This is a genomic window from Paenibacillus rhizovicinus, assembly GCF_010365285.1.
In the GTDB taxonomy this organism is placed as follows: domain Bacteria; phylum Bacillota; class Bacilli; order Paenibacillales; family Paenibacillaceae; genus Paenibacillus_Z; species Paenibacillus_Z rhizovicinus.
The window spans coordinates 3503542-3525000 of record NZ_CP048286.1; the positions used below are offsets into that span (position 1 = coordinate 3503542).

Below are 21459 nucleotides of genomic sequence, written 5' to 3' on the forward strand. Positions count from 1 at the left end.
AATAATCGTTCATCTGTGACATCTACCCTATCGGCCTTCGTTTGAACCAAGACGCTCCAGCAGCCCTAGCGCGATTTCCGCGCCGGGATCCATCCCTTGGCAGCCCGCGAGCAGAATGAGATCGCCGCGCCCCGCCTGCGTCAGTGCTTCGCCAATCGCGTCCGGCAGTTCTTCGTACAGCTTCACTTCGATGCCGGCTTCGTTCATGACCGCTAAGAATACATCGACTTCCTCGTCCGAAACCGTGTTATGGCGATTCACGTGCGACTGGCTCCGCGTTGCGATCAGCTCATGCCTCTCGAGCCTGTTCATCCACTTCACGATCGATTCGGCATTCTCGCGATTGATGATTGGACCGCGTGCGCCGCGGATCGCGTATACCAGATGGAAATTCTCGTAATCCATGTAGCGCAGCGTTTCTAACGTCACGTCGATATTCCCCGGATTGGCAAAATGATCGTCGATAATCGTAAACGCATTTTCGTGGATAAATTCGAACCGGCGCTCTACGCCCCCGAAAGTGCGCAGCGTCTCTTGGACCGTCGCGACGGAAACCCCGCACAACAGCGCGATCGCGATCGCCGCCATGGAATTATAGACGGAATGAAGACCCGGAATACGAAGCTCAACGCGGAATTCGCCTGGCATGAGGCGCTCGCCGCCCAACGTTTGAAACGGCTTCATGATTTCGACCGTAAACTTCGCCCTGCCGGTGGATAGGTCGAGATCCTTGCAGGACAAGACTCCTTCGCGGCTCTTCATGCCGAACGTCACGACCTGCGCGCTCGTCTGCGTCACGAGAGAAGCCGCATGCTCGTCATCCAAATTCAGTACGGCGAAGCTGTTCGTGCCTGCTTCCCGGATCAATCTCGATTTGGCCGCAAAATAATTCTCGAACGTGCCATGCGAATCGATATGCTCGCGGCTAAGGTTGTTGAAACAAACGATGTCATAATCCACCGTCTCGACACGATGCGTTTCCTGCGCTGCCGAAGAGACCTCCATGCTGACATGGGAGACGCCCCGATCGACCATCTGCTTCAGATACGCTTGCAGATCAAGCGATTCCGGCGTCGTCAGCTCGGAGGGAATGCGCTCGTCGTCGATTTTGATGACAACCGTACCCATCATGCCCGTCTTGAAGCCATGCTGCTCCAGAATCGCGTTCGTCATGTACGTCGTGCTTGTCTTGCCGTTCGTGGCCGTGATGCCAATCATCGTCATCTTGTCCGACGGGTGGCCGTAGAAGGCGCTCGCCAGCCGGGCCATCGCGATCCGGCTATTCGGTACCACATATTGCGGCACATCGATCTCAGGCTGGATGCGTTCCACGATTGCCGCTGCCGCACCTCGTCTGACCGCATCGCCTAGATATTTATGGCCGTCGGTGCTGTAGCCTGTAATGCAGATGAACAGCTCGCCCTGCGACACTTTCTGCGAATGATAGGAGATACCGCTGATCTCCATCTCTGCTGCTTGGAAGGCTTCGGTTACGGTTATGTTTTGCAGTAAATCCTGCAGTCTTGTCATGGCCATGGTCCTTTCTTCGAAGGCCGTGCGTCGTGCGCCTTCTTCCTTGCGTCTCGTGGATCTGCCCATCGCCGCCTTGCCTGCGCGTTCCGGCTCCAAGTCGCGGGAGGCTTTCTTCTTGAAATAGGACTTAACGACTTGTCCCGCTGTAAGCTAGTATTCTTTATTCATGAGCTTGGGATAACCGCCCTTCTCCGTCTCGCGACATCAGGCAACTCTCTCGGCTCGTCCAAGTATTCATCAACAATTTCAACATATAATCCTAACACCGGGTCAGCAACGGCTTCTCTGCCGGCTTCGCCGCATACGCTTTCAGGAATGCGATAATTCTTTCAAAAACCTCTATGCAAAGCGGGGACAATCCTTTATAATTTTACTTCATGTTTTATAGGATGGCAAGATGGAACGGCCGGCATGGCCTGAACCGCGGGCTTGCCCGGCTCTAGTAAATCGCTTGTTACGCACTGCAGCTTCACATCGCTCAAAGGCCAAAAAAACCAACATCGCCGACGTAAAACGTCGAACCGATGTTGGTTTTGTCGTTATTTTCCGGGGGATTCATGTCCCACGGCCTGATGATAGTCGAGAAGGTCGAACAATTCGCTCAGCTCGCCCTTCGTCAGATCCCGCCATTTGCCGGTTGCCAGCTGGCCCAGGTGAATATTCATAATGCGCACCCGACGAAGCTTGCGGACGTTATAGCCGAATGTCTGGCACATGCGGCGGATTTGACGGTTCTTCCCTTCGGTCAGCGTAATCCGGAAGACGCGGTCGGATTCCTTCTGAACCTTGCAGGGTAGCGTCATCGAGCCGAGAATGCGAACGCCTTCGCTCATTGCCTTCAGAAACCGCGGCGTGACAGGCCGATCGACCGTAACGATATATTCCTTCTCATGCTTACCTTCGGCACGCAGGATTTTGTTCACGATATCTCCGTCATTCGTAAGCAAAATGAGGCCTTCCGAATCCTTATCCAGTCTTCCGATCGGAAAGATCCGTTCCTCGTGCGCGATGAAATCGACGATATTGCCTGCGACCTGCGCTTCCGTCGTGCTCGTGATGCCGACGGGTTTGTTAAGCGCGATATACACATGGTGCTTCTGCTCCCCGATCGCCCTGCCGTCGACGCGTACGTCATCCCCGAGCTCCGCTTGGCTGCCAAGCTCGGCTACGGCGCCATTAATGGTCACTTTGCCGCTTTCCACGAGCTTATCGGCCTCCCGCCTGGAGCAGTAGCCTGTTTCGCTAATAAACTTGTTAATCCTCAACTGACTTATTCACCCCGCACTTGGTGCCTATACTTTCGGCTGATTGGCCGTTATTGCATGATTTTCATAGACGTTTACGATTGGCGCAAGCTGCTCCGCCGGTGCAGACGCCAAGCTGCGCATGAAGGCAGCCACATCTTCGGCATGAACCGGTCGATAGCTCAGGAGCGGCCCGCGCATCAGCAATTTGAGCGCCGGACTGAGCAGCACGGCTACTCGCTCACCTGGACGGAATTCCTCCCGCTTCCCAAGCAGCAGCGACGGCCGTACGATATGCAGCTCAGGCACTCCGATCGCGCTTAACAGCGCTTCCGCTTCGCCTTTGACCCGATTATAGAAAACAACGGACTTCTCGTTAGCGCCCATCGCGGAGACGATAATAAGTTTCTTAGCCTCATTCGCCTTCGCCCATTCCCCCAGCGCCACCGGGTATCCCAAATCCACTTGGCGGAATGCGTCCTGCGACTTCGCCTTCTTGATCGTGGTACCCAGCGCGCAGAACACGACGTCCGCCTGGACATCGGCAAGCGCTTCCCCCATCCGGTCAAAGTCCGCCGTGATGACATGCAATTTATCACGAAATGCGGCAAGCTCCGGCAGATGTGGCAGCGGTCTGCGAGCGAGAACCGTCAGCGACCTGCAATGGTCGTCCTTCAGCAGCTGCCGCAGCAGCTGGAAACCGACGAGACCTGTAGCTCCTGCCAGAAGGGCGCTGTAGCCTTCCGTTCGCGGCATGCCCTCACCTCTTCTGTATGTATTGTACATGAAACTGCAAATCCCTGCTCGCTACGTCTTGGAAATATCCGCTTTGTATAACGGGAGCGTAATAAGCACCGTCGTCCCCACGCCTACTTTACTCTTAATTTCAAAGATGCCCTGATGGCTTTGAATAATACGTTGGCTTACCATAATGCCAAGGCCCGTTCCGGCATCCTTGTCCGTATAGAACGGGTCGCCCAGCTTGGCGATTTTCTCCTCCGGAATGCCGATTCCCTCATCCGTAATCGAAACGCACAGCTGCCGCTCTTGGCGGTGAACCGTAATTGCTATCTGACCGCCTTGCGGCATGGCCTCCATCGCATTCTTGAGCACATTGATGAACACCTGCTTCAGCTGGTTCTCCTCGCATGAAATCTGGCAGTCCTCCTGGCCAAATTCGGTTACAAATACGATGTTGCATAGATGCGCCTGGCTGTCGAGCAGCGAAATCACGTCGCCCAGCGTAAAGCGGATGTCCCTGACCTCGAACCGCGTCGCCTGCGGCTTGGCCAGGATCAGAAACTCGCCGACGATCAGATTAATCCGGTCGAGTTCCGAAAGCATCAAATCGACATGCCGCGTATTCAGCTTCTCCGTCTGCAGCTGAAGCTGCAGGAAGCCGCGAAGCGTCGTCAGCGGATTGCGAATTTCGTGGGCGACGCCCGCCGCCAACTGCCCGACGGTCGTCAGCTTCTCGGAGCGGCGCAGCAGCTCCTCCATTTTGTTGCGGCTCGTCATATCCCGCGTAATGCTCGCTATTGCATGAACGCTGCCCAGCCGGTCGCGGATCGGCGAAGTCGTGACGCTGACCGAAATCCACTCGCCGGTCTTCGTGACGCGCGTCGTCTCCCTCGCGGACAACGGTTTGCCGGATTTCGGCAGCTCCATCGTCTGCTGCTCTTCATCCTTCAGATGGTCCGGAGCAAGCGGCAGCACCTGGCCGACGGCTTCCTCCGTCGTGTAGCCGAACAACTGCTCGAACGCCCGATTCACTTGCGTGATGCGGCCGTCCAGATCCACCACGTGGATCGCATCCGTCGTATGATTGATGAATGACTCCAAATACTCTTTCATGGAGCGGTTTTCTTCGAACGCCATTTTCAGCTTCGTCATGTATATATTCAAGTTCTTCGACATCGCATTCACGCGCTGTGCCAGCTGTCCGAGTTCGTCCTTGCGTTTGACTTCGATCGCGCTGTCGAACCGGCCGACGGACACCTCGTTGACTTTCCATAGAATCGAACGAACGGGACGCAGCAAGATGTTCGAGAGCCAATAACTGCAAATAATAACGATGAATAATAACACGGCAGAGATGTAAAGCTGATTGGTGCGCTGTTCTTCCATCAGCTGCATAAGCGGTTTCTTGTCGAGCACGAGACCGATTACGTACGGCTTCGGATCGCGCACGAGAATAAAACTCTTGATAACGGCCCGGTCATGAATCGTGGTATATCGGAAAACCCGCTTCCCTTTGATCGCTTCCTGTACGTCTCTCACGTCCCTCGGACTGGCGTAATCATACGTGCCGAATGGAACGGGCGTTTCCGCGAGCTCTTTGTTGCTTATGTAAGTCGGAATCGGGCCATTGAACTTGCCCTTGAACAACGTTGGATTGATGCCCGTAACTTCCAGGATCGTCGGATTGCCGGCTTTCATATCGTCCAGAAAAGCCGTCGTGTGCGCCATTTTCTCGTAATCGCTTAGACGGTCGCTCTCCAAGTAGCAGCTGATGACATAGTCGAGCTCTTCGTTCGTATAGAACGATTCCTGACCCAGCCGAACGGAAGATCCCGTAACCGATTGCCTGCTAGGGCCGGACCAGAACTGATCGTTCTTATCGTTCTTATCGTTCGAAAGTAACGCCCGCTCCGGCCATGTCGAACTGACATTGCCGACTTCGTTAGGATCAGTAGAGTTAACGATGAGATAACCCTCGTCGGTTTTCTGCATGACCGACAACATGGATACGCCGATTCGGGATGCGACAAGCTCAAGCTGACTGGTTGTGATATCCTTGACATGCGGCGGAAGCTGCTCGGATGCAGAGTAGGAAGTCATTTTCAATTTATCGAGCAGGACGGATTGCACAAAGTCGTTCTCGCTCGTATTTTGCAGGACATCCGAGGCAATTTGACGGGTGATGGACGCCATATCTCGTTCGACATCCGACCGCAGATTGACCCTTGTAGAATATTGGTTCAAAATGACATTGAGCACGAGCAGGACGAATACGATCAACGATATCATAAGGGACAGTTTAATCTTGACCGACAATATGCGACACACCCTTTATTCAGGCTTGTGGACATCCTAGTTGGATCATATCATAACAGTAACCAATTGGAAGCCATAAACATTCCATTTTATGGGGTATTTTTAAAGGACTATTAACGCTATCCTACTGTTTATAACCTCGTTACAGTTAACTTATACAGTTATCCACAGTTTTTCACGGTGTTCACAGCATTATTTAATAATTTGTTAGTAAACCTGTGCATAACGTTAACTTATCCACAAAACTGTACACAACCTGTTAACAACGAATATTTGTTCGTGGCACAATTCGTGCTTTATCGACAGCCGATAGGAGTCGAATAGCTGCTGCTCTATAACTGTGCATGACTGGAGGAATAACACTTGATTGAAACGGATTATTTCCGGGAAGAAGATTACATTTGGATGCAGGCTGCCATCGATGAAGCCAAGAAAGCCGAAGCCATCGGAGAGGTTCCAATCGGTGCCGTTATTGTTAAGAATGGAGAAATAATTGGAAGGGGCTATAACTTGCGCGAAACGAACCTAGACCCTACCGCCCACGCGGAAATGATCGCAATTCGCGAAGCAAGCAGGCACCTTGAAGCATGGCGCCTGCTTGACTGTACCTTATATGTAACGCTTGAACCTTGTCCAATGTGCGCGGGGGCGCTCGTTCAGAGCCGCATTCGAAAAGTGGTGTACGGCACAACGGACCCTAAGGCAGGCTGTGCCGGTACATTAATGAATTTGCTTCAAGAGCCGCGGTTTAACCATGAGACCGAACTTGTCGGCGGCCTAATGATGCAGGAATGTGCGGATTTGCTTACCCAGTTTTTCCGTCGTTTGCGAGGGCGCGGCTAGCATCGTATCGAAGTAGTTCTTCTTTCTGAATATGCTGCAGCATCACGATCAATTGATCGGCCTCTTCGCTGATGGCCAATACCTCAGGGTCAGTTAAACTTCCGCGTGCCTCGGCCATTTCAAACAACTTCTTGCGAAGCACCTGTAATTCGTGGAGTAACGTGATTTTGTCGTTCATGACGCCTTCGGGACAGCTCCTATCGCATCATCATAAGTTACAATTAGTAACATCTTTATTATATACGCATATGGTTGTTATTTTTGTAAAATCTTGTCGACAGGTTTGTAAGTAAATCGAGGAATATATCGACAGCGTTCAACATCCTCTAGATATAGAAGACTATTTCCCTCGTACTTTTGATCTAGTTGAAGTCGAATAGCTTGTAATATCCGATAGGTCCTAGGAAAACCTAGGCTCGCGCTTGTGCTTATCCCGCTCTCCATTATATCCCTGCTTGAATGTTGCGCCGTCCGCGCGCTTCATGCTATTATTATCCTTACCGCGCGCCCGTAGCTCAGCAGGATAGAGCGACAGTTTCCTAAACTGCAGGTCGTACGTTCGAATCGTATCGGGCGCGCCATTTTCTTTAACCTAACGAATTCCTCGGAAAGCAACAGATATAGTCTACAAGCAATAACGGTCGGACATTATTATAATGTCCGGCCGTTTTCATTTCACCTTCCTTAAGAACCAAGCCGCCGCCGGAGGCAGCACGTCCCGCCTGCAAGGCTACATCGAGCGCACGTCAGGAGAACCGTTCGTTATCCACATGTGGATGGCTTTCAAGAAGGTTCAAATGCTTTTACACAATATATCCACAATCCACGCACACGTAAAAAAGCGCCCCTGCACAGGCCTGCACAGGGGCGCTTTTCGCGTCAATCGACTTTCCGTTTTCGTGCTGCACTCGCAGTTGTTCCTACTTCTTCTTACTGCGGATGACTTATCCCACGATCGTCTGCAGCGAGCCGCTCGTTTCCTTGATTTTCTTCAACGTTATTTCATTCTGTTCGGACAACGAGGCGATCGTGGCAGACAGCTGCTCCAGCGTAGCCGAGGATTCCTGGCTGACGGAAGCGACATTCTCCGTTGCGCTCTCGATTGAAAGGCTGGCGTCGCGAATGACGCTTACGGATTGACGATATTGGCTCAGCGAGGCCGCAAGCTGCTCGACCGTCGCGCGGACGGCGGCGAACGATTGGCGCGTATCCGTCGTGATACGGTTGCTGGAATCCATCTGAGCGCCGATGCCATGCATCAAGCTGCGCGACCGGTCCGCTTGCGCCTTCATCTCCTCCAACTGCTCCGAAATCGCATCCGCCGTTCCAGCCGACAGCTCGGCAAGCTTCCGTACCTCGCCGGCTACGACCGCAAAGCCGCGCCCGCTCTCGCCCGCTCTTGCAGCTTCGATGCTGGCATTCAGCGCAAGCAGGTTCGTCTCGCTAGCGATCCGCGTGATCGATTCCGTAAATGCCGTTACTTCGCGAATGACGCCGTCGAGTGAAGCCATCTGGCCGGACATTTCACCGATCGATTCTTGGAAATGCTTGATCGTCGTATACAGCTCATCCATTTTCTCTCCGCCGCTGCTCGCTGAACCGTTCGCGTTCTCGGACTGCGTCTCGAGCAATTCGAGCGAATCATTCATATGCTGAAGCCGCTCATGCGTTTCTTGAACAAGCCGCGAAATATCCGAAGTCGATATTGCCTGCGTATTCGCGCCCGCCGCGATTTCTTGGAACGCGACCGCCATTTCCCGGAACGAAGCTTGATTGGCTTCGCTGGCGTCCGTAATCTGCCGCAAATTGACCGCAAGCAGCTCGGCATGGGCGAGAAGCTGCTCCTTCTGCTCCGATTGCTGTTTCGTTAAGGCTTCGGACTGCGCGCGCATCGTCTCCGTCTGCCTGGCGAAATAATTACCCGCACTGACCAGCGCGATCATAAGAGCCGCCACGAGGCCGAAATAAATGAACACCGCCATGCCGACATCCGCCGACAGGCCGTCCAGCTTAATCTTGTCGCCCTGCGCAATATACACGTATAAGTTCGTGAACAGACCGAGGACAAGCCCCAGAATAACCGGTTTCCAGCGCATATAAATGACGGAAATCGCCAGCAAATAATAGACCGAGAAGAAGTTCGTTATCGTCTCCTGCGAAAGCATCAAATAAATCGTCGTTGCCGCACTACCGCAAATCGAGACATACGGAAACCACGTCGCCCCGACTTTTCGAAAATACATAAAGGCCAGCGTCGCGATCAAGACTACCGCGAAAGCAAGCATGACCCACTTCCCCGAGCCCTTGACCAGATCCAGCACGATTACGCTTGCTACCGAAATAAAGGATGAAGCCGTAAGTGCGATAAAAGCAATTCGATTGCGATGGTTAAGATCCGCCTGCTGCAATTCCGTCTGAGTCATTCCCCGATCCCTACCTCATCAATTAAGTAGAATTAAATCCGCTTAACGAGCTTTAACTTAAGGCGCCAATTCATCAACGGGCACGGCATCCTTCGGCAGCTCAGCCTCAAATTTAACCTCTTTATTAATATCGTCTTGGGAAAGCTGGAAGTGAATGTTCATTTTCATTCCTTTTGAAGGTTCTGTCGCATCCACCTGCAGATCTCCTGATTCGAACGTCAAATAGCCGTCTGTGATACCGCCGGTAATCTCAGCCTTCCGAATCGTGTACTGCTCCTTCATCTTGTCCGCCGTCAACTGTTTCTTGGCGTCCTCCAGCCGTTCTTGCGTCAGTCCGAACGATTTCAGGACGGCCTCGTTCTGCAGCAGCAAGTCGATGACTTGCGGAATTGCCTTCCCGGCTATAGCAGTTAACGCCGCCTCCGAATGCTGTCCATCGATTCCTACGCTCACATAGCGGTCGGCCTTATAACCGGACGGCACGTCCTTTACGTCCCCGGCAGCAGGCTCGCTGAAATACGTCTTCTCCTCCAGGCTGTCCACCAATGCCGCGAATGCAGCGGTACCCAGATTCGGTGCCCCGCCATCCAGCGGATTCGTACCGCCCTGCTCCTCGGCCAATTTCTTCGCGTCGATAACGACGAAACGGTCTGCAATCTTCTCCGGGATCGGCACGCCTGGGATTTGCGGCACCTTCACGTAAATCTGGTCGGCGGTCACGATGATCGGAATGTTCACCGTCAATTTCACGTCGCCTGTCCCAAGCGTTGCGTTAAGCGTCAATTCGGCGCGCTGCGGATCCTGCTGAACCGCGCCATGCACTTGGATGACGGCACCTTTCAACAGAATCGGCAATGCCATTCTGAGCATGGCGTTCTGTGCCGAATCGGTATCCGGCGCCTGAGGCAGCTGGATATCGTTTATCGTGAACGTCCCTTGATATGTAAATGATTTGGCCTTGCTGGTTTTCGTAATGGCGTCCATTAAGGCTTCCTTCGGCGAGCCCGACGAACTGCATCCGGCTACCGCCGCCATTGTTGCGATGAACAGCACGAGCGTGCCCCGTTTCCATGTTTTCATCCGCTGCTTCCCCTCTCCTTGTACGCATCTCTCATTTTACCCCAATCCCCGAGAGCCTGAAAAGAAAGAATGCACAGCGAAAAGCCCGCCGGCGCCGAGAAGTTCGGCGACAGCGGGCAGCGTAGATTGATTATAGCGTCTAGCCTTGCGGATTATGATGGTCGACGTGATTGGCTTGCTTCGTCTTCTTGGAGCCTGACAGCGGCTCTTGCGGCTGCGCAGAACGGGACTTGGACGACTGGCCGTCGCCTTCGTACGGATTTTGAACTGGTACGGCTTTCGGCTTACCCATTAGCGTTCATCTCCTTCGTAAACGTTCGTTAGCTGCGGGAGTGATATAGATCGGATGGCTCGTCGTGATTCAGCTGATCCTGGTGACGGCGGTCATTGGTATCCTGCTGCAGCTGCTGCGCATGATGGCTGTTGACCGGGTTCTGATCCAGGTCCTCCACGACATTGCTTAAATTTTTATCGGCGGTTCCTTTCGCTTTCGTCACGATGTGCACGCTCCTGTCCAGTAGGCGTTTTATGCGCTATACATGCGTCAGCTCATGCAGCGCTTGGGCGCATTCATGAATATGACGCGTATAGTCTTCCACCAGCTGCTGAATGATATCGGTACGTTCGTCAACGGATTTCCCGTCCTTCTCCACGTCGATCAGCGTCGTCTGGATCTCGCGGCTGTCGACGTACGTCACTTTAAAATCAAAGCTGTACATTTGATGTCCTGCCGTATGAATCGTGACGCGTAGCGACTTGGAATCCGCTTCGTCGGCTTTTACCTCGGCGCGGTCCGCCTTCAGAATGGTGTCAGGCAGCGTACGCTGCCAGGCCTCCGTCAACTCCTGCTGATTAATGGACAACTCATCGCGTTTGCTCATTAGACTCACCACCTCCATGCGTAATATGCGGCTTCGGCTCCCTTTTTATGCGAACCGGCGAGCAGTAACAAATGCAAAAAAACGCCCCGGCGAAGTAACTCGCCAAGAGCGCTATAGGTGTTGGTGTAAGTGGCGGAGAGAGTGGGATTCGAACCCACGTGGGCTTGCACCCTAACGGTTTTCAAGACCGCCCCGTTATGACCGCTTCGGTATCTCTCCATCCATAAATGGGACCGTTCAAAGGTCACAAGACGTATTGTACCACAGGCTAATTTGATTAAGCAACAGCAACAGCGAAAATCAGCCTGCGGCAACAGGGTCTTGGACTTGGACTAGCGAGGACCAATCACTTCAAGGCCGCCCATGTACGGACGCAGAACCTCCGGTACGAGGACCGTGCCGTCGGCTTGTTGGAAATTCTCCAGGATAGCTGCGACTGTGCGGCCGACCGCTAGACCCGAGCCGTTCAGCGTGTGCACGAATTCCGGTTTCCCTTTTGCTTCCCGGCGGAAACGGATATTGGCGCGGCGCGCTTGGAAATCCTCGAAGTTCGAGCAGGACGAGATCTCGCGGTACGTACCGCCGCTTGGAATCCAGACCTCCAGATCATACGTCTTCGCCGACGTAAAGCCCATATCGCCTGTGCAGAGCGTCAATACGCGATAAGGAAGGCCCAACAGCTGCAGCACTTTCTCCGCGTTCGCAGTGAGCTTCTCGAGCTCGGCATAAGAATCCTCCGGCTTCACCAGCTTCACCAGCTCGATTTTGTTGAACTGGTGCTGGCGAATCAAGCCCCGCGTGTCGCGGCCTGCAGAGCCTGCCTCAGAGCGGAAGCATGCGCTGTATGCAACGAAGTTCTTCGGCAGATCCTCAGCTGGCAAAATCTCTTCGCGGTGCACGTTCGTCACCGGCACTTCCGCTGTCGGGATCAGGTAATACTCGGTATCCGCTACTTTGAAGAGGTCTTCCTCGAACTTCGGCAGCTGCCCCGTTCCGACCAGGCTGTCGCGATTGACAATATACGGCGGAAGAATCTCTTCGTAGCCATGCTGGTCGCTATGTAAGTCCATCATGAAGTTAATCAGCGCACGTTCCAGACGAGCACCAAGGCCGCGATAGAAAACGAAGCGCGAGCCCGTTACTTTAGCCGCGCGCTCGAAATCCAGAATGCCCAGGTCCTGCGCCAACTCGAAGTGAGCCTTTGGCTCGAAGGTAAACGAAGGCACTTCGCCGTGGCGGCGAATTTCCACATTGTCATCCTCGGATGCGCCAACAGGCACGCTCTCGTTCGGCACGTTCGGGATCGCAAGCATCAGGTCGGCGATTTCCGCTTCGACTGTACGGATCTCTTCATCCAGCACCTTGATCCGGTCGCCAACCTCGCGCATTTCGACGATCAGCGCTTCTGCGTCCCCGCCGCTCTTCTTCAGCTTCGCGACTTCTTGGGATACGGTATTGCGGCGGTTCTTCAACTGTTCCGTCTCCTGCAGCATATCGCGCCATTTGCCGTCCAGCGCCGGGAAATCGGCAATCAGGTCCAGCGACTTCCCGCGATTCGCGAGCGCTTGTTCTACCTTGGCAAAATCATTCCGTAGCAGTTTTACGTCAAGCACGTTAATTCGTCCCCTCTCGACTCTTCATGATTTACTTCTCATTGTTTCCAATAGTGCTCGCGCTCCAAACCGTGCCCCGGCAAAATCGCTTTGGGGGGGACAGGTAGCCATGCTACGAAGCTTTAACTGCGCCATTACGGCAAAAAGACTGCGCTCCCGCAGTCTTCAGCCTTTATTCTTTTGCCCCAGCTGCAGCCGCTTCCTTCGCCATATCAAGGAAATACGCATGCAGACGATAATCGTCCGTCAGCTCCGGATGATACGACGAGGCCAGCAGATGGCCTTGTCGAGCAGTTACAATTTCACCGTTGTAGGTCGAGAGAATATCGACGCTTGGCGATACTTCTTTAATGAGCGGCGCACGGATGAATACCGCGCGTACCGGCTCGTTGATGCCTTTGATGTCCAAGTCGGTCTCGAAGCTTTCCTGTTGTCGACCGAACGCATTGCGGGCAACCGTCATGTCCATCAGCTGCAGATGTGCATCCTCTTGGCCTTCGATGCGCTCTGCAAGCACGATCAGACCGGCACATGTGCCGAAGATCGGCTTACCCTGCTTCGAGAATTCACGGACCGCCTCGATGAAGCCGTACCTGCGCATCAGCTTGCCGATCGTCGTGCTCTCGCCGCCGGGGATAATCAACCCGTCCAGCTCCTGAAGCTCCTCGGTGCGCTTGACGGCAATGCCCTCGCCGCCGGCAGCTTCAATGCTTCTTATATGTTCAGCAACGGCGCCTTGCAGCGCCAATACGCCTATCTTCATCGCTTTACCGCCTTCTTTATAATCTTAGAAGCCGCGGTCCTGCATGCGCTCGGACGGCGCCAGCTTCGAAATTTCGATGCCTTTCATCGGCGTACCCAGGTTTTTGGATACTTCCGCGATCAGCTTGTAATCCGTATAGTGTGTCGTTGCTTCAACGATTGCACGAGCGAAGCGCTCCGGATATTCGGATTTGAAAATACCGGATCCGACGAACACGCCGTCAGCGCCCAGGTGCATCATCAGCGCTGCATCGGATGGCGTTGCTACGCCGCCGGCTGCAAAGTTAACGACAGGCAGCTTGCCTGTTTCGTGAACGTTCAGAAGCAGATCGTAAGGTACGCCGAGGTTCTTCGCTTCGTGGTACAGCTCGTCCTTGGACAGGTTCTGTACTTTACGAATTTGGCCCGTAATCAGACGCATGTGGCGAACGGCCTCAACGATGTTGCCCGTTCCCGGCTCGCCTTTCGTACGAAGCATCGCAGCGCCTTCTTGGATACGACGAAGCGCTTCGCCAAGATCTTTCGCACCGCACACGAATGGAACCGTGAAATCGCGCTTGGAGATATGGAATACTTCGTCAGCAGGCGTGAGCACTTCGCTCTCATCGATGTAGTCGGCGCCCAGTGCTTCCAGTACGCGAGCCTCTACATAGTGGCCGATACGCGCTTTAGCCATTACTGGAATCGAAACGACTTTCATGACTTCCTCAAGAACCGTCGGATCAGCCATGCGGGCTACGCCGCCGGCAGCGCGAATATCGGAAGGTACGCGCTCAAGGGCCATAACGGCCGTTGCGCCTGCCGCTTCGGCAATCTTAGCTTGCTCGGCATTCATAACGTCCATGATGACGCCGCCTTTTTGCATTTCAGCCATACCGCGTTTTACGCGCGAAGTTCCTGTTTCCATGGTGAAAATCCTCCTAAAAGTTATTGCGATGCTTCTTTTAACGTGCATCCCGCGAGCGAAAACTCGCTTCGGAAGCATACGCGTCGTTATATGCTTACCTCCGTTATCCGGACTAGCTCTAACCATTTATTTTACAGCATCCGCGATCAATCGACAACCATGAATTCATACTGAAATGGTTGCCTATCCTCGTCCCCGTTTAGAACAAATCCATGATGCCTTTAAACAATCCGGAAATAAAGCTGCCCAACCCGCGGAACATCAAACGCCACCAGCTAGCCTTCTTGACATCCTCCGAGGTAACCAGGTTGATCGTCTTGTTCAGGGATTGGCCGGTATCCGGATCCTTGTACGAATACGTTGCCGTTCCGACAACGGTTCCGCTTGCGATTGGAGCTACGAGCTCTCCGCCCTCTTTCAGCTTCACGTTGCTCAGCGTGACGTTAGGCGTTCCATTCTTCTTCACGAGGAACGAAACATCGGATGCGGTCACGATCGGCACCTGCTTCGAAACGCCCTTCTTTATTTTGACCGTCTTATTGGTTTCTACAACCGATTTCGGTGCGATAATCGTCTTTTTCTCGAAATTATCAAAACCGTAGTCGAACAGCTTGGCCGTTTGCACGAAACGGGACGACTTGGACGACGTGTCCATCACGACGGAAATCAACCGCAAATCGCCTTGCTTCGCAGTACCCGTAAAGCAGTAGCCCGCAGACCCGATATAGCCGGTCTTCATGCCGTCAACGCCCGGATACGCATATTGCTTGAAATTCGGAATTGATTTGTTCGTTTCCAGCATCCAGTTCAAATTCACCATTGCGGTCTTATCGCGCTCACGGAACTTGTAGCTTGGCGTCTTGGAGAAATCGAGGAATTCCGGATGCTTCTTGATGAGAATACTGGCGAATCTGGCCAAATCGCTTGCGGAAATTACCGTCGTATCGGCAAGACCCGTTGCGCTTGTAAAATGCGCCGATTTCAAGCCAAGCGCCTTCGCCGTCTCATTCATCTTCTCGACGAAGCCTTGCTCCGTGCCTCCGATACGGTCGGCAAGCGCAATCGTGGCATCGTTCGCCGATTGGACGGCCATAGCCATATATAAATCCTTTACCGAATGCTGATCGCCTTCGGCCAAGTAGATTTGAGAACCGTCCGGCGGAATGGAAGCCGCTTCTTTCGTAGCCGTTACCATATCCGTCAAGCTCAAACGACCTGCGCTGATCTCTTCCAGCACCAAATATTCGGTCATAAGTTTCGTCATGCTCGCCGGCGGGTATGCTTTATCCGCATTAACGGCATACAGCACCTGTCCCGAATCGGCATCTATGAGAATCGCTGAACGAGCCTCTACTCCAAGGGGGTTCGGCGTGACTTCCACTTTATCTGCATGTGCAGCATGTGTTCCTAGGTTCGTCGTAAGCATCATGGCAATAACAGTCGCGCAAATGGTCGGTACGAAACGTACCCGTCCCTTCTTCCGTTTCAACGTCTTCTCTCCTCTTTTCTATCAAAAATATCATAAATTCACTCTAGTATTGTAACACAAAGCGCGCCGTATACATAAAAAGAAAGACAGGAAAACGGCCAAATCCACCATCTTCCTGTCTGATTGTGACTTATGTCCTATGAAGCGAACAAGACGCAACTGCTCGCAATCTAAGAGAGAACCTGACGTCTTATTTCCATCCTAGACTCCGAGCAAACCACCGTTCTCAATTTCAAAAACGGTGGCGAACCGAATGATTTACAGGGAGTAGTTCGGCGCTTCTTTCGTAATTTGCACGTCATGCGGATGGCTTTCGCGCAAGCCTGCGTTTGTAATGCGAACGAACTGCGTATCGTTCTTCAGCTCTTCGATGTTTTGCGCGCCGCAATATCCCATGCCGGAACGCAAACCGCCGATCAGCTGATGAACCGTATCGGCCAATGGGCCTTTGTAGGCAACGCGGCCTTCAATGCCTTCCGGAACGAGCTTGTTCTCGTTCTCTTGGAAGTAACGGTCTTTGCTGCCTTCTTTCATGGCGCCAAGGGAACCCATGCCGCGGTAAACTTTAAAGCGGCGTCCTTGATAAATTTCCGATTCGCCCGGGCTTTCTTCCGTACCGGCGAAAAGGCTGCCGATCATGATTGCGCTAGCGCCGGATGCAATGGCCTTCGTCACATCGCCGGAGTACTTGATGCCTCCGTCCGCAATGATCGGAACATTGTATTCGCGGGCAACGGATGCACAATCATAAATTGCCGTGATTTGCGGAACGCCAATGCCTGCAATAATACGCGTCGTACAGATGGATCCTGGTCCCATACCGACTTTAATGACAGAAGCTCCGGCTTCGATCAGTTCGCGCGTACCATCGCCAGTCGCTACATTGCCCGCCACAAGCGTCAAATCAGGGTACTTACTGCGGAGTAGGCGAACCATTTCGATGACGTTCTTCTGATGGCCATGCGCCGTATCGATGACAAGCACGTCAACGCCGGCGTTAACGAGCGCCTCGGCACGTTCAGGCGTGTCCTTCGCAATACCGACAGCCGCGCCGCATAACAAACGTCCTTGCGGATCCTTCGCTGCGTGCGGGAATTGGATCGCCTTCTCGATATCCTTAATGGTGATGAGGCCTTTCAGCGTATTCGTTTCATCTACCAGCGGCAGCTTCTCGATTTTATGCTTTTGCAGAACCGCTTCCGCTTGCTGCAGCGTTGTGCCTACAGGTGCGGTAATCAGATTCTCTTTCGTCATCACTTCGCTGATCTTCATGGAGAAATCATGGATGAAACGAAGGTCCCGGTTCGTAATGATACCGACCAGCTTCTGGTTACCGTCTACGACAGGCACGCCGGAGATCCGATATTTACCCATAAGCTCTTCTGCGTCGTATACATGGTGGTCTGCCGTCAACGAGAACGGATTCGTGATAACGCCGCTCTCCGAACGTTTCACGCGGTCCACTTCTTCCGCTTGTTGAGCGATGGACATATTTTTATGAATAATACCGATACCGCCCTCGCGAGCCATGGAAATCGCCAGTTTGGCTTCCGTTACCGTATCCATGCCGGCGCTCATCAATGGAATGTTCAGCTTCACATTCGGGCTGAGCGAAATCGATACATCTACTTCCCTTGGCAGTACTTCCGACTTACGCGGAACGAGCAGCACGTCATCAAAGGTTAAGCCTTCTTTGGCGAATTTATTTTCCCACACGGATTTGTTCCTCCTCAAACGTTTGCGTGCCAGGTCAGGTTCTAGCTTGAAAAAACGCTGTTTCTGAACGGGACCCGCGTATATTATTGAAATAGTAGCAGAGGGGTAGTGGGCTGTCAAGGTCGCGGCCCTTGCAGAATCTTGTCAAAACAACGAACGATAATCATATTTGCAATTAGAGCTCCATAGCAGAAACTCATCTATGCCCTGATCACGTGCCGCCTGTACTTGTTTGTTCACTTGTTCAGCCCCGTATGTCTGATGAGGATGGACCCATTTAGCGGTAAAACTTTGCAGCCATGGCCGAACCTGCGCCGTTGAGGCATGCCCGCTTTGCCGCATGATCGCATTCCGATGCTGAGCATCCGCCATGGCATGATGGATGATCGCGTAAGGGCTTAAATCCGGCTGCTTCACGCCATACATCCCCGTCGAATAGTGGGAAGGATAGGTCATCGGCGAAATCACGTCGACCGCCCCCGAGATCGACCGCCAGGATTGCCCAATCCCCATATCGTTTGTCGAAGAGGTTACCAATCCGAATACATCCGCAGAGACACGCGCCCCTTTAACATGCAGTTGATGACGCGCGCTGCTCAGGAACGTGGAAATCATTTGCGCCTTCGATTTCCCTCGGGGATTATAGTATCGAACCTCCCGATCCACTTTGCCCCCATTGTCCGGAAAGCGCACATAATCGAATTGAATTTCGTCAAACCCTTTCGCCGCGGCCTCTTCCGCAATGGCTATATTATACGTTCGAACCTGCGACTGGAAAGGATCAAGCCAAGCCTTCCCTTGAACGTCGTGCCAGACACCGCCATTCCTCTTCTGCAGCGCCATTGCCGGATACTGCTTCGCATAAAGCGGGTCCTTGAAAGCCACGACTCGGCCAATTACATAGATATTTTTCGCTTTTAATTTGCAAATCAATCCCGATATATCATTAATTGCAACGTGCCGATCCGCACCAATGGCTTTAACGGCAGGCAGTGAGGAGCGATACGTCAGCTGGCCGTAATCATTTTTCACATCGATCACCATAGCATTCAAATCCGTCTTGTCCACTAACTGAATAAGCCGATCAAGTCGATGCTTGCTGCCTGCCACCCACCCGGATACATAGATCCCTCTTACCGGCTGCCTCCGGCTAGACAAGGATTGCCCCGCAATAGCCTCCCGGGAATCAGCTTCAACCGCCCGATGCATGCCTTGTCGAGATGCGCCTTCGACTTGTTTGTCTTCCGACACGCCCTTTAGGTGGAATTTAGTTGGTTTAACAGGTCGACGCGTCGACTTGATTGAATGAAGCTGAATTGATTTTGTCGAATTTGCGAATGATTGTGCCGGTAATGGCGGCAGCATTTCCTTATCTTTATGGTTCTGACTGCTGCATCCCATCATTCCGATGATGGCCGACATGGCCAATACTATGCCCTGTACACGCTTCAACATCTTCATACTCAGCTCCCATCACACTACATTACCTGTAGTATGTTCTCTCCAATGGTTAGAGTTGTGAAGGAGTTGTCACCAGCAATGGATGAAATAAACAACAAAAAACCGACTGCATCTATGCAGTCGGTTCATCGTGCTTGGCAACGTCCTACTCTCCCAGGACCCTGCGGTCCAAGTACCATCGGCGCTGGAGGGCTTAACGGTCGTGTTCGGGATGGGTACGCGTGGTTCCCCTCCGCCATCGCCACCAAACGGGCGTCTTCCTGGTCGGAATGCGCTATGCTTACTCAGAGCACTTACACCCTGAAAACTGGATACGAACCTTTGCGAAGGTTTCTTGCATTAGCTGAAACGAGCATGTTCTTGGATAAGCCCTCGACCGATTAGTATTCGTCAGCTCCACGCATTGCTGCGCTTCCACCTCGAACCTATCAACCTCGTCGTCTTCAAGGGGTCTTACATACTGGGAAATCTCATCTTGAGGGGGGCTTCACGCTTAGATGCTTTCAGCGCTTATCCCGTCCGCACTTGGCTACCCAGCGATGCTCCTGGCGGAACAACTGGTACACCAGCGGTGCGTCCATCCCGGTCCTCTCGTACTAAGGACAGCTCCTCTCAAATTTCCTACGCCCACGACAGATAGGGACCGAACTGTCTCACGACGTTCTGAACCCAGCTCGCGTACCGCTTTAATGGGCGAACAGCCCAACCCTTGGGACCTACTTCAGCCCCAGGATGCGATGAGCCGACATCGAGGTGCCAAACCTCCCCGTCGATGTGGACTCTTGGGGGAGATAAGCCTGTTATCCCCAGGGTAGCTTTTATCCGTTGAGCGATGGCCCTTCCATGCGGTACCACCGGATCACTAAGCCCGACTTTCGTCCCTGCTCGACTTGTAGGTCTCGCAGTCAAGCTCCCTTATGCCTTTGCACGCTACGAATGATTTCCAACCATTCTGAGGGAACCTTTGGGCGCCTCCGTTACATTTTAGGAGGCGACCGCCCCAGTCAAACTGCCCACCTGACACGGTCCCTGTACCGGATTACGGTACCAGGTTAGAACTCCGATACGATCAGGGTGGTATCCCAACGATGCCTCCATCGAAGCTGGCGCTCCGATTTCCTAGGCTCCCACCTATCCTGTACAGATCGTACCAAAGTCCAATATCAAGCTGCAGTAAAGCTCCATGGGGTCTTTCCGTCTTGTCGCGGGTAACCTGCATCTTCACAGGTATTAAAATTTCACCGGATCTCTCGTTGAGACAGCGCCCAAGTCGTTACGCCATTCGTGCGGGTCAGAATTTACCTGACAAGGAATTTCGCTACCTTAGGACCGTTATAGTTACGGCCGCCGTTTACTGGGGCTTCGGTTCATAGCTTCGCCTTGCGGCTAACCACTCCCCTTAACCTTCCAGCACCGGGCAGGCGTCAGCCCGTATACTTCGCCTTACGGCTTCGCACAGACCTGTGTTTTTGCTAAACAGTCGCTTGGGCCTTTTCACTGCGGCCCCCTCGGGCTATTCACCCTACCGAGGCACCCCTTCTCCCGAAGTTACGGGGTCATTTTGCCGAGTTCCTTAACGAGAGTTCTTCCGAGCGCCTTAGCATACTCTGCTCGACTACCTGTGTCGGTTTGCGGTACGGGCACCTTCACCTGGCTAGAGGCTTTTCTTGGCAGCCTGAACTCATGACCTTCGCTACTGCAATTTTCGCTCCCCATCACAGCCCAGCCTTAACGATGTGCGGATTTGCCTACACATCAGCCTCACTGCTTGGACGGACATCCATCAGTCCGCGTCACTATCCTTCTGCGTCACCCCATTGCTCGTAACGGCTTACGGTGGTACAGGAATATCAACCTGTTGTCCTTCGACTACGCCTTTCGGCCTCGCCTTAGGTCCCGACTTACCCTGAGCGGACGAGCCTTCCTCAGGAATCCTTAGTCTTACGGCGGACAAGATTCTCACTTGTCTTTTCGTTACTCATACCGGCATTCTCACTTGAATGCGCTCCACCAGTCCTTACGGTCTGACTTCAACGTACATTCAACGCTCCCCTACCCCTGATGCATACGCATCAAGCCATAGCTTCGGTGGTGTGTTTAGCCCCGTTACATTTTCGGCGCAGAGTCACTCGACCAGTGAGCTATTACGCACTCTTTAAATGGTGGCTGCTTCTAAGCCAACATCCTGGTTGTCTTTGCAACTCCACATCCTTTCCCACTTAACACACACTTGGGGACCTTAGCTGATGGTCTGGGCTGTTTCCCTCTTGACAATGGATCTTAGCACTCACTGTCTGACTCCCGGATATAAGTACATGGCATTCGGAGTTTGACTGGACTTGGTAACCCTTGGCGGGCCCCGCACCCAATCAGTGCTCTACCTCCACGACTCTCAATTCCGAGGCTAGCCCTAAAGCTATTTCGGGGAGAACCAGCTATCTCCGAGTTCG

The 21459-nt window shown here is 53.1% G+C and carries 17 protein-coding genes, 2 tRNA genes and 2 rRNA genes (1 of these 21 only partly in view); 2 read left to right on the plus strand and 19 right to left on the minus strand.

Annotated features, from left to right (window positions below):
• Positions 1-27: 27 nt before the first annotated feature.
• The 4 genes from GZH47_RS15650 to GZH47_RS15665 form a co-directional block, all read right to left on the minus strand.
• A complete protein-coding gene (locus GZH47_RS15650; RefSeq protein ID WP_225446502.1) occupies positions 28-1629 on the minus strand; it encodes a Mur ligase family protein in 1602 nt (533 codons plus the stop codon).
• Between the two features lie 443 nt (positions 1630-2072).
• On the minus strand, positions 2073-2798 hold the full coding sequence (rluF, locus tag GZH47_RS15655) for a 23S rRNA pseudouridine(2604) synthase RluF (RefSeq protein ID WP_162640909.1): 726 nt from the start codon (positions 2796-2798) through the stop codon (positions 2073-2075).
• A 27-nt stretch (positions 2799-2825) separates the two neighbouring features.
• On the minus strand, positions 2826-3533 hold the full coding sequence (locus GZH47_RS15660; RefSeq protein WP_162640910.1) for an NAD(P)H-binding protein: 708 nt from the start codon (positions 3531-3533) through the stop codon (positions 2826-2828).
• Positions 3534-3584: 51 nt separating this feature from the next.
• Positions 3585-5834, minus strand: a complete 2250-nt coding sequence (locus GZH47_RS15665; RefSeq protein ID WP_225446503.1) for a sensor histidine kinase — start codon at positions 5832-5834, stop codon at positions 3585-3587.
• Positions 5835-6197: 363 nt separating this feature from the next.
• Here GZH47_RS15665 and tadA point away from each other — a divergent pair, with 363 nt between their 5' ends.
• Positions 6198-6677: a tRNA adenosine(34) deaminase TadA gene (gene tadA / locus GZH47_RS15670; RefSeq protein ID WP_404823797.1), complete on the plus strand. Its 480-nt coding sequence runs from the start codon at positions 6198-6200 to the stop codon at positions 6675-6677.
• Here tadA and GZH47_RS15675 read toward each other — a convergent pair.
• Entirely contained in the window at positions 6640-6855 is a 216-nt protein-coding gene (locus GZH47_RS15675; RefSeq protein WP_162640911.1) for an aspartyl-phosphate phosphatase Spo0E family protein, read from the minus strand. The genes tadA and GZH47_RS15675 overlap by 38 nt on opposite strands.
• Positions 6856-7181: 326 nt before the next feature.
• Between GZH47_RS15675 and GZH47_RS15680 the strand changes: the two genes are divergently transcribed.
• Positions 7182-7258, plus strand: a tRNA-Arg gene (locus tag GZH47_RS15680).
• Positions 7259-7621: 363 nt separating this feature from the next.
• On the opposite strand, the gene GZH47_RS34385 is transcribed toward GZH47_RS15680, so the two are convergent.
• The 14 genes from GZH47_RS34385 to GZH47_RS15745 all read right to left on the minus strand — a co-directional run.
• Positions 7622-9100: a methyl-accepting chemotaxis protein gene (locus tag GZH47_RS34385; protein WP_162640912.1), complete on the minus strand. Its 1479-nt coding sequence runs from the start codon at positions 9098-9100 to the stop codon at positions 7622-7624.
• 57 nt (positions 9101-9157) lie between these two features.
• Complete coding sequence (locus GZH47_RS15690) at positions 9158-10180, minus strand: hypothetical protein (protein WP_162640913.1); 1023 nt, start codon at positions 10178-10180, stop codon at positions 9158-9160.
• A gap of 139 nt (positions 10181-10319) precedes the next feature.
• On the minus strand, positions 10320-10472 hold the full coding sequence (locus tag GZH47_RS15695) for a small acid-soluble spore protein P (RefSeq protein WP_162640914.1): 153 nt from the start codon (positions 10470-10472) through the stop codon (positions 10320-10322).
• A gap of 28 nt (positions 10473-10500) precedes the next feature.
• Positions 10501-10677 (minus strand): hypothetical protein, encoded by a 177-nt coding sequence (locus GZH47_RS33855; RefSeq protein ID WP_177186778.1) that lies wholly within the window; start codon positions 10675-10677, stop codon positions 10501-10503.
• A gap of 36 nt (positions 10678-10713) precedes the next feature.
• Positions 10714-11061 (minus strand): hypothetical protein, encoded by a 348-nt coding sequence (locus GZH47_RS15700; RefSeq protein ID WP_162640915.1) that lies wholly within the window; start codon positions 11059-11061, stop codon positions 10714-10716.
• Between the two features lie 130 nt (positions 11062-11191).
• Positions 11192-11280 (minus strand) — tRNA-Ser (locus GZH47_RS15705).
• 113 nt (positions 11281-11393) lie between these two features.
• The gene (gene serS, locus GZH47_RS15710) at positions 11394-12674 is read right to left on the minus strand and encodes a serine--tRNA ligase (RefSeq protein WP_162640916.1); all 1281 of its coding nucleotides are present in this window, start codon (positions 12672-12674) and stop codon (positions 11394-11396) included.
• Positions 12675-12846: 172 nt separating this feature from the next.
• Positions 12847-13437: a pyridoxal 5'-phosphate synthase glutaminase subunit PdxT gene (pdxT, locus tag GZH47_RS15715; RefSeq protein ID WP_162640917.1), complete on the minus strand. Its 591-nt coding sequence runs from the start codon at positions 13435-13437 to the stop codon at positions 12847-12849.
• 24 nt (positions 13438-13461) lie between these two features.
• Positions 13462-14343 carry a pyridoxal 5'-phosphate synthase lyase subunit PdxS gene (gene pdxS, locus GZH47_RS15720; RefSeq protein WP_132490333.1) on the minus strand — a complete coding sequence of 294 codons (882 nt, stop codon included), beginning with the start codon at positions 14341-14343 and terminating at the stop codon, positions 13462-13464.
• Between the two features lie 199 nt (positions 14344-14542).
• Positions 14543-15832, minus strand: a complete 1290-nt coding sequence (locus tag GZH47_RS15725; RefSeq protein ID WP_225446504.1) for a D-alanyl-D-alanine carboxypeptidase family protein — start codon at positions 15830-15832, stop codon at positions 14543-14545.
• A 258-nt stretch (positions 15833-16090) separates the two neighbouring features.
• The gene (guaB, locus tag GZH47_RS15730) at positions 16091-17548 is read right to left on the minus strand and encodes an IMP dehydrogenase (RefSeq protein WP_162640918.1); all 1458 of its coding nucleotides are present in this window, start codon (positions 17546-17548) and stop codon (positions 16091-16093) included.
• Positions 17549-17692: 144 nt separating this feature from the next.
• Positions 17693-19009 (minus strand): putative glycoside hydrolase, encoded by a 1317-nt coding sequence (locus GZH47_RS15735; protein ID WP_225446505.1) that lies wholly within the window; start codon positions 19007-19009, stop codon positions 17693-17695.
• A 132-nt stretch (positions 19010-19141) separates the two neighbouring features.
• Positions 19142-19258: ribosomal RNA gene (gene rrf, locus GZH47_RS15740) — 5S ribosomal RNA — on the minus strand.
• A 111-nt stretch (positions 19259-19369) separates the two neighbouring features.
• Positions 19370-21459 (minus strand): 23S ribosomal RNA (locus GZH47_RS15745) (it continues 837 nt past the right edge of the window).